This window comes from Sporosarcina sp. P18a, assembly GCF_002743135.1.
Taxonomy (GTDB): Bacteria; Bacillota; Bacilli; order Bacillales_A; family Planococcaceae; genus Sporosarcina.
Genome location: NZ_PDYQ01000003.1, coordinates 98,536 through 110,609, shown reverse-complemented (window position 1 = coordinate 110,609; position 12,074 = coordinate 98,536). Strand labels below are relative to the sequence as shown.

Below are 12,074 nucleotides of genomic sequence, written 5' to 3'. Positions count from 1 at the left end.
TGAAGGAGGGTAACTTCAAATGGGATACAGAAAACTTGGACGCACAAGTTCACAACGTAAAGCAATGCTTCGCGACTTAACGACAGATCTTATTATTCATGAGCGCATCCAAACAACTGAAACACGTGCGAAAGAATTACGTAAAGTAGTTGAAAAGATGATCACTCTTGGAAAACGTGGAGATCTTCACGCGCGTCGTCAAGCGGCTGAATATATTCGTCGTGAAAAGGTAGCTGTTGAAAACGCAGAAGGCGAAGAAGCAACAGTGTTTGCACTTCAAAAGCTTTTTGATACAGTAGCACCACGTTATGCAGATCGCCAAGGCGGTTATACACGTATAATGAAAATGGGACCTCGCCGTGGCGATGGCGCACCAGTAGTTATTATCGAACTGGTGTAATTCCAACACTTCGAGGGTGTGTCTGTCACGCACAGCACACCCTTTTATTACAAGTACGAGATTTATACGACATAAAAGCTGAGTGTTATGATCCGCGAGTAATCGACTGGTCTAGCTCTACGTACCTCATCTGAGATGTCGGCATGAGCACCCGGCATTTTCGTTTTCAAAGGCGCATTCCTTAGATGAGGTACGCGCTTTTTTTTTATACATAAGAATAATTCATTACATAAAAACTACATTAATTCATAACAACACTTAAGAGGGGGAGTCCAGATGGAGGAAATAGCGTCGATGCACCATGTTGACTTTTCTTACGACATGGAAGAAGAGGAATCTTCGCGTATGTCAACTAAAGCATTACATGATGTATCTTTCACTTTATATGAAGGAGAATGGCTGGCAGTTGTAGGACATAATGGTTCTGGTAAGTCGACGTTAGCCAAGCTATTGATTGGCTTGATGTTTCCTTCGTCAGGTGAAGTACATCTCTTTTCGGAACGACTATCTGAAGAGAATCTTTGGGAAACACGTTCGCGTATGGGTATTGTCTTTCAGAACCCTGATAATCAGTTTGTCGGTTCGACCGTGCAGGATGATGTGGCATTTGCACTCGAAAACAATGGCGTACCACACGACATGATGGTAAAACGTGTCCATGAGGCTCTGGAGCAGGTGAAGATGAAAGATTACATCAACCATGAACCACATCATCTTTCGGGGGGGCAGAAGCAGCGTGTGGCGATTGCAGGTGCATTAGCTTTGCACCCCGAACTTCTTATACTAGATGAAGCTACTTCCATGTTGGATCCCCAGGGACGTGAAGAAGTAATCGAGATCGTTAAGAGGTTACGCTCTGAAATCGGATTGACTGTGTTATCTATTACGCATGACTTGGAAGAGGTATTATTGGCAGATCGTATATTGGTAATGAATGAAGGACAAGTATTGATGGTAGGTTCACCGCAAGAAATCTTTCAACAAGGTACTGAACTTGAAAAGGTTGGGCTCGATCTGCCGTTTGCTTTACGTGTTTCTGAGTTATTGAGAATAGCTGGCGTAGAGTTGGTTGGCAATCATATGACAGAAGAAGAGTTGGTGAATGAATTGTGGACATATCACTTCAGCAAGTAGGCTACTTATACGCTAAAGATTCACCGTTTGAGAAACGTGCCCTGCAGGACGTGACAGCTACGATTCCTTCAGGTTCTTATACTTCCATCATTGGGCATACAGGATCAGGGAAATCGACCTTATTACTTCATTTGAATGGATTGCTAAAGCCCTCTGAGGGTATTGTCAAAATAGGTGACACGGTAATTACTGCCCAGACTAAAGGTAAGCAGATGAAGGAAGTTCGACAGCACGTAGGAATTGTGTTTCAGTTTCCTGAACATCAGTTATTTGAGGAAACAGTTGAAAAAGATATTATGTTCGGCCCTATCAATTTTGGAGTGCCGAAAGAGGTAGCGAGGGCTCGTGCACATGAACTAGTGAAGCTTTTAGGTCTTCCTGAAGACGTGTTGCAGAAGTCACCTTTTGAGCTATCAGGAGGGCAAATGCGGCGTGTTGCGATTGCAGGTATCCTCGCATTCAAACCATCTGTCTTGGTACTTGACGAGCCAACAGCGGGGTTGGATCCTAAAGGCCGTAAAGAGATCATGGAGTTGTTCCATCATTTGCATAAGACAGAGAGTCTAACGACTATCCTCGTTACCCATAGTATGGAAGATGCTGCACGCTACAGTGATCGAATTCTGGTAATGCATGAGGGAACAGCTGTGATGGAAGGAACGCCTGAAGAAATATATAGTCAGGAAGAGGAACTTCATTCATTTCGACTCAGCGTCCCACGTTCCGTGCGTTTTCAGCGTCAGATAGAAAAGATGAGGGGACGATGTTTTGATCGTATTGCACTTACGGAAGACGTATTGGCACAAGAATTAGCAAAAGCTATTGCAAGGAAAGAGGAGCGGCCATGTTAGAAAAAATGATTATCGGTCGTTTTATTCCTGGTACTTCTATTGTCCATCGTATGGATCCGCGTTCCAAATTACTCTTTGTCTTTCTGTTTGTAATAGCGGTGTTCTTGGCCAACAACGTAGTGTCTTATGCTATTTTGCTTGGTTTCACAGCATTTGTCATTGCGCTTGCCAGAATCAGACCTTATTTTCTGATCAACGGATTAAAACCTGTCATCTTTTTAATTATTTTTACTCTTCTATTACATATTTTCTTTACACGTGAAGGCCCCCTTCTATTTGAATGGAAGTTTATTAAAGTTTATGAAGAAGGATTGCGAATGGGTATATTCATATCCATCCGATTTTTGGTGCTTGTGTTGATTACGACAGTATTGACGCTAACCACTTCACCGATCTCGATTACGGATGGGTTGGAAACGCTACTCAATCCTTTTAAAAAGCTGAAATTACCCGTACACGAATTAGCACTCATGATGTCCATTTCTCTACGTTTCATTCCAACTTTAATGGACGAAACAGATAAAATATTAAAGGCACAACTAGCAAGAGGTTCTGATTTAAGTACCGGTTCCATCAAAGAACGGATACAGGCAGTCATTCCTTTGCTTGTCCCGCTATTTGTTAGTGCATTTAAGCGCGCGGAAGATTTGGCGATTGCAATGGAAGTGCGTGGCTACCGTGGCGGAGAAGGTCGCACAAGGTTCCGACAGCTGTCTTGGCAAATGAGGGATACTGTTGTCTTGATCGCTTTTGTGCTATTGGTAGGTGTATTGCTATGGGTGAGGAAGTGAATAGATTGAAACGAATGAAAGCGACTGTTTCGTATGATGGCACGGATTTTGCTGGCTATCAATCCCAGCCAGGCATGCGGACAGTTCAAGCAGAGATTGATAAGGCGCTTGTGAAATTGCATAAAGATTCGACATCACACGCGGTAGCAAGCGGACGAACTGATGCTGGCGTTCATGCGCTAGGTCAGGTGATCCATTTTGATACACCTCTGGATTTAGGTGATCGCTGGCTGATGGCATTGAATGTGCTACTACCTAAGGACGTACGCATAACTGCGATTGAACAGGTGTCTAAAGAATTTCATGCGCGTTACAGTGCAAAAGGTAAAACGTATCGATATAAATGGTCTTATGGAGAATTGCAAAGTCCATTTGAGCGTAATTTTGCAGTCCATTTAGGTAGATGGAATCCGGACGTGGAACGAATGAATGCAGGTGCTGCCTATTTAATCGGTACACATGATTTCACAAGTTTCTGTTCAGCGAAGACCGCTACCTTGAATAAAGTCCGCACAATCCGAAAACTAACACTTGAGCGACATCAGGAGGAACTGATTCTTGAAGTGGAAGGTGATGGATTTCTTTACAATATGGTTCGTACGATTGCCGGTGCTTTGCTGGCTGTTGGTATTGGTTGGGACGAGCCGGAAGATGTCCAGAAGATTCTCGAGGCGAAAGATCGTCAAAGGGCAGGGAAGACAGCGGCAGCACACGGTTTGTACTTAATAGAAGTGACCTATTGAGCTCATGGCAACTAATCCTGGCGTTTTCATAAAAACGCTTGACTTTATTGACAATAAAGTATAACATGATAAATGGTATTTCAATAACCCCACAAACAAGCCCCGGAAGTTTATTTGTGTTTAGGGATAGAGAAAACAAGGGAACAGATTCGATATTTTAGGAGGAAATACAATATGCGCACAACATTCATGGCTAAAGGTCACGAAGTCGAACGTAAATGGCTAGTTGTCGACGCTGAAGGACAAACGCTTGGTCGTCTTGCTTCAGAAGTTGCAACTCTTTTACGCGGTAAACATAAACCAACGTTTACACCACATGTTGATACAGGCGATCACGTCATCATCATCAACGCTGAAAAAATCCATTTGACAGGTAATAAATTGAAAGATAAATTATACCACCGTCACTCTGGTTATACAGGTAGTCTTAAGTCACGTACTGCACTTGAGATGCGTACTAACTACCCTGTAAAAATGCTTGAACTAGCGATTAAAGGAATGCTTCCAAACGGTCCTCTAGGTCGTCAAACAATCAAGAAATTACACGTATACGCTGGTCCAGAGCATCAGCATAGCGCACAAAAACCAGAAGCTTTCGAGCTTCGCGGTTAATTAAGAGGAGGAAACCCACTTGGCACAAGTACAATATATCGGCACTGGCCGTCGTAAAAGTTCAGTAGCTCGTGTACGTCTAATTCCTGGCGAAGGTAAAATTGTCGTCAATAATCGTGATGTAGAGGACTACGTACCATTCGAAACACTTCGTGAAATCATTAAACAACCACTAGTAACAACGGAAACACTTGGAAGCTACGATATCCACGTTAACGTTCACGGTGGAGGTTATACAGGTCAAGCAGGCGCAATCCGTCACGGCGTTGCTCGTGCATTGCTTACTGTAGATCCTGATTTCCGTGCAGCACTTAAATCAGCAGGATTCCTAACACGTGATCCACGTATGAAAGAACGTAAAAAATACGGTCTTCGCGGCGCGCGTCGTGCACCACAATTCTCAAAACGATAATTTTTTTCAAAAGTCTTTCTCATTATTTAATGAGAAGGGCTTTTTTGCGTGTAGCATTAGCTATATTTTGGGGATGAACAGTTACTACTGGCTGGTCAGTAAATAGTGCTGACACTAGGAGTATCGTTTGCTAATTTACAAATGTTCGCATCACACATAATTTGCGAAGTTTTGTATACCAGATGATTGTATGATGAGAGGTGATCCAAGCATTTTATCTGCAATAAAATAGCTTTAGCAGTACTTCTGTGAGTAGATATCTTACCAGCTCATTGTGTAAGCGTGAACACTTGATTCTTCGCCACAAAGCTGTACAATAAATTAGTAGCAGTAACTCCCAGCCGTTTCCACTGTTTTTAAATGAGGTAAATGGACACAATCCCCCCATTCCAGTTGTTTCGAATACCCAAGAGATTCACCGATCCTCCCCGGATGTATGAATCACAATCGGATCAACTTGCGATCAAACCATTATATAACACACTTTGTTACATTACACGTATAGTTCGAACTTGCATCCATGACTGCCCATTAGTCATTTACTAGCAAAAACTTTAGGCGTGGCAACGTTTATGCTAACTAACTTAAGGGGATACTGTCGGTATACCGACTTTTTCTTTGCCTTGTTGCTTCAAACAGGGCCTTATTTAAAAGGGATGGCTTAAGTTTATCCCGAAAATTCATGTGAGCTACTAATAGCTCGTTAAATACTCGGAATATTTAAAGCCTTCTATTAAAGTGGATTATGAGAGAAGCGCACTAATGGAATATAATACATACTATTATTTTAGGAGGTTGAACAATGCGATTACTACCGCGTGAAATGGATAAACTAATGATTGTTGTTGCTGCAGATGTTGCTAGAAGACGAAGAGAACGAGGACTTAAATTGAACTACCCAGAAGCCATGGCACTCATTACGTATGAGGTGATGGAAGGTGCCAGAGACGGTAAAACTGTGGCAGAACTCATGTCTTATGGTGCAACGATTTTATCTCGTGAAGATGTAATGGATGGCATTCCAGAAATGATCGATGATATTCAAGTAGAGGCGACATTCCCGGATGGAACGAAGTTGGTCACAGTGCATAATCCAATAAGATAAATTGTTGATGGAAAGAAAGGAGACGTAACGATGATACCAGGCGAATATATTTTAAAAGATGAACCGATTACTTGTAATGAAGGCACGGAAAGTATACATGTACAAGTAATTAATCATGGCGATAGACCTATCCAAATTGGCTCTCATTACCACTTTTACGAAGTGAATCTTGCATTACAATTTGATCGGGAAGTGACGTACGGTAAACGTCTCAACATACCTGCAGGTGCTGCTGTTCGTTTTGAACCGGGCGATGAGAAAGAAATACAACTAATTGACTATGCTGGAGAAAGAGAAGTTTACGGATTTCACAATAAAGTAGACGGACCATTGGAAGGCGGGAATACGAAATGAGTTTTAAAATGGATAGAGAGCAATATGCTCAAATGTTTGGACCAACAACCGGAGACTCTGTTCGATTAGCAGATACCGATTTGTTTATCCAAATTGAAAAAGATTTTACGAAATATGGAGAAGAAGTTGTATTTGGCGGTGGGAAAGTCATTCGTGATGGAATGGGGCAACATCCGCTTATTACGCGTGAAGAAGATGAACGAGTACCTGATACTGTCATTACAAACGTCGTCGTTCTTGACTATACGGGGATATATAAAGCCGACCTAGCGATTCGTGACGGTAAAATTTCGGGTATCGGAAAAGCAGGTAATCCGCTTGTGCAAGACAAAGTAGACATTATTATTGGGGCTTCCACTGAAGTGATTTCGGGGGAAGGTAAAATCATTACGGCTGGCGCAATTGATACGCATGTGCATTTCATTAATCCCGCACAAGTCGATGTTGCACTGACGGCGGGGACAACCACACTAATCGGCGGCGGAGCTGGACCAGGAGATGGTTCTAGGGCTACGACAGCCACACCGGGTGCCTGGCATCTTCACTCCATGCTGAAGGCTTTAGATGGACAACCAATCAATATTGGTTTAACAGGTAAAGGACATGCGGCAGCGGGAGCTCCCTTGGCAGAACAAATAATTGCTGGTGCGATTGGTTTGAAAGTCCATGAAGATTGGGGCGCGACACCGTCCGTTCTTGATCATGCATTACGAATTGCTGATGAATATGATGTACAAGTCGCACTTCACGCGGATACGTTGAATGAATCAGGATTCTTTGAAGATACGATCAAGGCAATTAATGGTCGAGGTATTCATATGTATCATACGGAAGGTGCGGGAGGCGGACACGCTCCGGATTTGATTAAATCGGCTGGTATGATGAATGTGTTGCCGGCTTCTACCAACCCTACATTGCCGTATACGATTAATACGATTGATGAGCATTTGGATATGGTAATGGTTGCACATAACTTAAATCCTTCCGTGCCAGAAGATATCGCATTCGCAGATTCACGCATTCGCAACGAAACGATTGCAGCGGAAGATATATTACAAGACTTGGGTGTCTTTAGTATGACAAGCTCCGATTCTCAGGCGATGGGCCGTATCGGTGAAGTTGCTCTTCGTACGTGGCAAGTAGCCCATAAAATGAAAAAGCAACTTGGCGTGATGGAAGGTGATAGTGAGTATTCGGATAATATTCGGGTAAAACGCTATGTCGCTAAATATACGATTAATCCTGCTATTGCTCACGGGGTATCTGAGTATATCGGTTCAATTGAAGTTGGCAAAATGGCTGATCTTGTCCTTTGGGATCCGAAGTTCTTTGGAGTTAAACCGGAGATGATTTTGAAGAGTGGAATGGCGGTATTTAGCTTAATGGGCGATGCAAATGCAACCATTCCTACACCGCAACCAATGATTTACCGTCCGATGTACGCAACACTCGGGAAGGCATTGCCGCAAAGTTCCATTACATTTGTTTCACAGATCGCATATGATCAAGGAATAAAAGAGAAGCTTGGACTTGAAAAAGTAGTACTGCCTGTCCGTAACATACGGAGTCTTACGAAAAAAGATATGAAATTAAATACAGCTACACCACATATTGATGTAGATCCACAAACGTACGAAGTGAAAATCGATGGAAAGCTTATAACATGTGACCCAGTTGACGAGGTGCCAATGGGGCAACGCTATTTCCTATTCTGAGGTGAAGAAAATGATTGTAGAAGAAATCGTGATGAATATCAGGGATTTAGATCCAAGTGAGTATGAAAGCCGTCATAAAGAGAAAGTGTACTTAGAAAGCGCACATTTAATGAAGAGAATTCAACGCGTAGAAACCGATCATGGACGTGAAATTGGAATTCGATTAAGAAACCCGCGTGATTTGGAAGCGGGAGACATTCTGTTTATGGATGATAAGAATATTATTTTGGTTGATGTCCTTTCTGATGATTTACTTGTTATTAGCCCGCGGACAATGCTTGAAATGGGAACGATTGCCCATCAACTTGGAAATCGTCATTTGCCTGCGCAATTTGAAGAAGAGGATATGCTTGTGCAATATGATTATTTAGTTGAGGATTTGCTACAGGAAATGGATATTCCATTTAAGAGAGAAGAACGAAAAGTTGCAAAGGCTTTCCGTCATATTGGGCATAGCCATGACTAATCATGCATTATCCTTGTTACAGCTATGCGATTCTAGTTTTCCCATCGGCTCTTTTAGTCAATCATTCGGATTAGAAACCTATATTCAAAAAAACAAGGTTACCGATGCTAACACATTTTCTGAATGGTTACATGTCTATGTGCATGAACAGCTTGCTTATGCAGACGGCTTAGCTGTAAGACTCACTTATGATGCACTGGATATCGATGACCTGGATAAGGTTTGGGAATTGGACCGCATATTGACTGTACAGAATCTTGCTCGCGAATCACGTGATGGTACACAGCGTATGGGTGATAGGATGTTAAACATTGCAGAAGCCATTTACAAAATACCTGTGTTAACTACTTACGCCCAAAAAATTCGTGATAAACAAGCTTTTGGCCATCCAGCCATTGTTTTTACGATGATCGGACATCATCTTCAAGTAGAAAAGAATACAACGGTTTTATATTACTTATACTCGACGGTTGTTAGTCTTGTGCAAAATGCTGTACGGGCAATCCCGCTTGGACAAACTGCTGGACAGAAAATCATTTACACTTTTCAACAACAACTTCAGCAAACGACAGACAAAATAATGGAATTAGACGAAGAAGAGTTTGGCGTTGTATCGCCAGGCCTCGAGCTTTCACAAATGCAACATGAACGTGTCGGGATACGTATTTTTAGTTCGTAATGAATGTAATGAAATTGATAATAAGGATGTGCTTAGAATGGGACCAATTAAAATAGGTGTCGGCGGACCAGTTGGTGCGGGAAAAACCATGCTCGTTGAAAAAATTACACGCGCATTAGATGGCGAAGTGAGTATGGCGGTTATTACCAATGATATATATACGAAAGAAGATGCCAAATTCTTAGTTGCGAACGGTATTCTTCCGGAAGACCGTATTGTCGGTGTGGAAACAGGAGGCTGTCCACATACGGCAATTCGTGAAGATGCTTCGATGAATTTCGCTGCGATTAATGAATTGAAAGAAAAACATTCCGACCTCGAGTTGATTTTTGTAGAGAGTGGCGGTGATAACCTAGCGGCTACGTTCAGTCCAGAACTCGTAGACTTTTCTATATATATAATTGACGTAGCGCAAGGTGAAAAAATCCCGCGCAAAGGTGGACAAGGAATGATTAAATCTGATTTGTTTATTATTAACAAAACAGATTTAGCGCCATATGTCGGGGCGAGTCTTGAAGTAATGGAGTCCGACACAAAAGTATTTAGAGGAAATAAACCTTTCTTTTTCACCAATTTAAAAGATGATCAAGGACTAGATGAAGTGGTTGAATGGATCAGAAAACACGCTTTGTTAAAAGGACTAGGACAAGATGTCTGAATGGACAGGTGTTCTTGACCTCGTCATGGAAAATCGACAAGGACGCTCCGTGGCGAAAAGTGTTTACTTTCAAGGTGCATTTAAAGTGATGCGTCCTGTCTATTTTAATAAGAATAGTTATCCATGCTATTATTTATTGAATCCTGGCGGTGGCTATTTAGATGGGGATCGGTATCAAATGAAAGTCACCCTTGGTGAACGAGCGATGCTGACGTTGACGACCCAGTCAGCGACGAAAGTATATAGAACACCGACCGAGCAAGTATATCAAGAGACAGTCATTCGTATGAAAAAAGATAGTTATCTAGAGTACTTACCGGATGCGCTTATTGCATACAAAGATGCCAGTTGCTATCAGAAAAATAGTATATACATGGAAAAAGGAGCAACTTTGCTGTATGCCGAAATATTGACTCCGGGCTGGTCGCCGGAAGGAGAAAAATTCAGCTATGACATGCTCCGTTTGAAAACCGAGATTTATATGGGAGGTCAACTTGTTGTCTTTGACCATATAAAACTTCATCCAGCGTCACAAAATATGAATGAGTTAGGCTTTATGGAAGGATACACACATTTGGGTTCCTTAATTGTCGTTGGAGAAAAAACGAATGATGCTCTATTGGATCGATTATATGAAACTCTTCAACAAGAGGCTGGAGAATTTGCATTCGGATTGTCTAAGCTTGCCGTTCCTGGCTTCACTATACGCATCTTGGCAAACTATACACAAGTCATAGAGCGAATTATTTCAGTCTGCCACCACGTAATTAGCGAAGAATGGAATCAAACGAAACCAAGTTTTTTAAGGAAGTACTAGAAATGGCCCGACAATTCAATGAGTTGTTGGGCATTTTCTGTCCGTTATGCTAGTACTGCAGAAATTAATATGTACGGAAAGTAATAAAGAGAGCTAAGTTATTCCGAATATATTATGTAGTTTGTTCAAACAACTATGTCACTGTTCAAATGATTGAAACACAAAAAATGGGGTATTATTATACATACGTGGTGTGTCCTTCATAGGATTAACCATGTCCGTCAAGTCAATAGAATGTATAGCAGTCTTTGCGTGTATTGGTTCAACACTCACGGTAATTATTAAAGGCTGCAATAAAGTTGTGACACATGTGTGAAGTTGATCTTCTGCCTGGTAGTGAGTGAAGATGTAATAGAGTGTACGGGGAGTAAGTTCGCTACGATTTACGGTGTTTGGACCGTATATTCGAATGATATAAAGCATAGTAGAATATTAATGGATTTGACAACAACCTATTGCTAAGTTATATTAGAGTTTAAATTTTTTTAAAGGATTTATACGTGAGCAGGAATGATGGGTAATTAAACTTCAGGCTAGAAGGCTTGAATTAGTAGTTATGGATAACGTAAGATGAGCCATTTTATAAAAAGAGGCTTTATACTATTTTTGGAGGTGTTCCCTGTGGTAGATGACTTTGAAGCAGAAAAAGTTTTTGAAGACAGGCAGTACGAGCGAATTCAGTTTAAGCTCATCTTAGAAGGTCGTAATTATAAAGGTGACTATCATGACGGTAAAATTCAATGGCTTAATCCACATCCCAAACATGATGTTGGCGAAGAGGAAGTAATTGCTATAGAGGATAAAGTTTTGGAACTTTTATCCGAGCAAGGGATTCGAAATGAAGCGGATAATATTGAGATCGAACAATCGAATAGCGGAAGTCAAACTCGACCACTTCAGTCATTTAAATTGAAGATTCAAGGCGAAGAATTTAAAGGTACATTCATTAATGGGAAAATTGAATGGTATCATCCTAAACCACGACGTAAACTAGAAGAAGAGCGCGTAAAAAAAATAGAAGAAGATGTTGAGAAAAAGCTAAAAGAACATCTAGAATAACAAACTGACACTGCGTGAAGTTTGTGGAATAAACGTATTCGATTGAGTAAGACCAATTTAAGGTCTGCTGCCAATTGCTGTGTTGTATGTAGGCTACGTGTAATCTCAATTCGTTTGACCTTTCTGATAAAGTAAGTCTACAATAGAATATACAAATGAAATAGTTGTTACCGCTAGGGGTGCTCTGTGGAGCTGAGAGAAGCATATGCTTTAACCCTTTAACTTGATCCGGTTCATACCGGCGTAAGGAAGTGGTGCAGATGTTACTTAGCTTATTT

The 12,074-nt window shown here is 41.4% G+C and carries 15 protein-coding genes and 1 riboswitch; all 15 genes read left to right on the top strand.

From position 1 onward, the window contains the following. Positions 1 to 19: 19 nt before the first annotated feature. The 15 genes from rplQ (at position 20) to CSV75_RS10095 (ending at position 11,796) form a co-directional block, all read left to right on the top strand. Positions 20 to 400 (top strand): 50S ribosomal protein L17, encoded by a 381-nt coding sequence (gene rplQ / locus CSV75_RS10165; protein ID WP_099630546.1) that lies wholly within the window; start codon positions 20 to 22, stop codon positions 398 to 400. A gap of 276 nt (positions 401 to 676) precedes the next feature. Further along, complete coding sequence (locus tag CSV75_RS10160) at positions 677 to 1,534, top strand: energy-coupling factor ABC transporter ATP-binding protein (RefSeq protein WP_099675755.1); 858 nt, start codon at positions 677 to 679, stop codon at positions 1,532 to 1,534. Continuing rightward, positions 1,510 to 2,385: an energy-coupling factor ABC transporter ATP-binding protein gene (locus CSV75_RS10155; protein ID WP_099675754.1), complete on the top strand. Its 876-nt coding sequence runs from the start codon at positions 1,510 to 1,512 to the stop codon at positions 2,383 to 2,385. The genes CSV75_RS10160 and CSV75_RS10155 overlap by 25 nt, the downstream gene beginning before the upstream one ends. Further along, positions 2,379 to 3,176, top strand: a complete 798-nt coding sequence (locus CSV75_RS10150; RefSeq protein WP_099672992.1) for an energy-coupling factor transporter transmembrane component T family protein — start codon at positions 2,379 to 2,381, stop codon at positions 3,174 to 3,176. Before CSV75_RS10155 ends, CSV75_RS10150 begins: the two co-directional genes overlap by 7 nt. Positions 3,177 to 3,190: 14 nt before the next feature. Then, positions 3,191 to 3,919, top strand: a complete 729-nt coding sequence (truA, locus tag CSV75_RS10145) for a tRNA pseudouridine(38-40) synthase TruA (RefSeq protein ID WP_369825375.1) — start codon at positions 3,191 to 3,193, stop codon at positions 3,917 to 3,919. 174 nt (positions 3,920 to 4,093) lie between these two features. Then, entirely contained in the window at positions 4,094 to 4,531 is a 438-nt protein-coding gene (rplM, locus tag CSV75_RS10140; protein ID WP_099630550.1) for a 50S ribosomal protein L13, read from the top strand. 19 nt (positions 4,532 to 4,550) lie between these two features. Beyond that, positions 4,551 to 4,943 carry a 30S ribosomal protein S9 gene (gene rpsI, locus CSV75_RS10135; RefSeq protein WP_029053248.1) on the top strand — a complete coding sequence of 131 codons (393 nt, stop codon included), beginning with the start codon at positions 4,551 to 4,553 and terminating at the stop codon, positions 4,941 to 4,943. Positions 4,944 to 5,745: 802 nt separating this feature from the next. Further along, on the top strand, positions 5,746 to 6,048 hold the full coding sequence (locus CSV75_RS10130) for an urease subunit gamma (protein ID WP_099630551.1): 303 nt from the start codon (positions 5,746 to 5,748) through the stop codon (positions 6,046 to 6,048). A 30-nt stretch (positions 6,049 to 6,078) separates the two neighbouring features. Then, entirely contained in the window at positions 6,079 to 6,402 is a 324-nt protein-coding gene (locus tag CSV75_RS10125) for an urease subunit beta (RefSeq protein WP_099675753.1), read from the top strand. Beyond that, on the top strand, positions 6,399 to 8,117 hold the full coding sequence (gene ureC, locus CSV75_RS10120; RefSeq protein ID WP_099675752.1) for an urease subunit alpha: 1,719 nt from the start codon (positions 6,399 to 6,401) through the stop codon (positions 8,115 to 8,117). Before CSV75_RS10125 ends, ureC begins: the two co-directional genes overlap by 4 nt. Positions 8,118 to 8,127: 10 nt before the next feature. Beyond that, the gene (gene ureE, locus CSV75_RS10115; RefSeq protein WP_099675751.1) at positions 8,128 to 8,583 is read left to right on the top strand and encodes an urease accessory protein UreE; all 456 of its coding nucleotides are present in this window, start codon (positions 8,128 to 8,130) and stop codon (positions 8,581 to 8,583) included. After that, positions 8,576 to 9,262, top strand: a complete 687-nt coding sequence (locus tag CSV75_RS10110; protein ID WP_099675750.1) for an urease accessory protein UreF — start codon at positions 8,576 to 8,578, stop codon at positions 9,260 to 9,262. Before ureE ends, CSV75_RS10110 begins: the two co-directional genes overlap by 8 nt. A 37-nt stretch (positions 9,263 to 9,299) precedes the next feature. Then, positions 9,300 to 9,920: an urease accessory protein UreG gene (ureG, locus tag CSV75_RS10105; RefSeq protein WP_099675749.1), complete on the top strand. Its 621-nt coding sequence runs from the start codon at positions 9,300 to 9,302 to the stop codon at positions 9,918 to 9,920. Further along, positions 9,913 to 10,737 carry an urease accessory protein UreD gene (locus CSV75_RS10100; RefSeq protein ID WP_099675748.1) on the top strand — a complete coding sequence of 275 codons (825 nt, stop codon included), beginning with the start codon at positions 9,913 to 9,915 and terminating at the stop codon, positions 10,735 to 10,737. Before ureG ends, CSV75_RS10100 begins: the two co-directional genes overlap by 8 nt. A 621-nt stretch (positions 10,738 to 11,358) precedes the next feature. Next, positions 11,359 to 11,796, top strand: coding sequence for a YheE family protein (locus tag CSV75_RS10095; protein ID WP_233191643.1), 438 nt, complete (start codon positions 11,359 to 11,361; stop codon positions 11,794 to 11,796). A 165-nt stretch (positions 11,797 to 11,961) separates the two neighbouring features. Then, positions 11,962 to 12,063: riboswitch (TPP riboswitch) on the top strand. Positions 12,064 to 12,074 lie beyond the last annotated feature (11 nt).

Excerpts from the sequence above, each read along its gene's own strand:
- rplQ (WP_099630546.1), top strand. The coding sequence starts at position 20 with ATGGGATACAGAAAACTTGGACGCACAAGTTCACAACGTAAAGCAATG.
- CSV75_RS10160 (WP_099675755.1), top strand. The coding sequence starts at position 677 with ATGGAGGAAATAGCGTCGATGCACCATGTTGACTTTTCTTACGACATG.
- CSV75_RS10150 (WP_099672992.1), top strand. The coding sequence starts at position 2,379 with ATGTTAGAAAAAATGATTATCGGTCGTTTTATTCCTGGTACTTCTATT.
- truA (WP_369825375.1), top strand. The coding sequence starts at position 3,191 with ATGAAAGCGACTGTTTCGTATGATGGCACGGATTTTGCTGGCTATCAA.
- rplM (WP_099630550.1), top strand. The coding sequence starts at position 4,094 with ATGCGCACAACATTCATGGCTAAAGGTCACGAAGTCGAACGTAAATGG.
- CSV75_RS10130 (WP_099630551.1), top strand. The coding sequence starts at position 5,746 with ATGCGATTACTACCGCGTGAAATGGATAAACTAATGATTGTTGTTGCT.
- CSV75_RS10125 (WP_099675753.1), top strand. The coding sequence starts at position 6,079 with ATGATACCAGGCGAATATATTTTAAAAGATGAACCGATTACTTGTAAT.
- ureC (WP_099675752.1), top strand. The coding sequence starts at position 6,399 with ATGAGTTTTAAAATGGATAGAGAGCAATATGCTCAAATGTTTGGACCA.
- ureE (WP_099675751.1), top strand. The coding sequence starts at position 8,128 with ATGATTGTAGAAGAAATCGTGATGAATATCAGGGATTTAGATCCAAGT.
- CSV75_RS10110 (WP_099675750.1), top strand. The coding sequence starts at position 8,576 with ATGACTAATCATGCATTATCCTTGTTACAGCTATGCGATTCTAGTTTT.
- ureG (WP_099675749.1), top strand. The coding sequence starts at position 9,300 with ATGGGACCAATTAAAATAGGTGTCGGCGGACCAGTTGGTGCGGGAAAA.
- CSV75_RS10100 (WP_099675748.1), top strand. The coding sequence starts at position 9,913 with ATGTCTGAATGGACAGGTGTTCTTGACCTCGTCATGGAAAATCGACAA.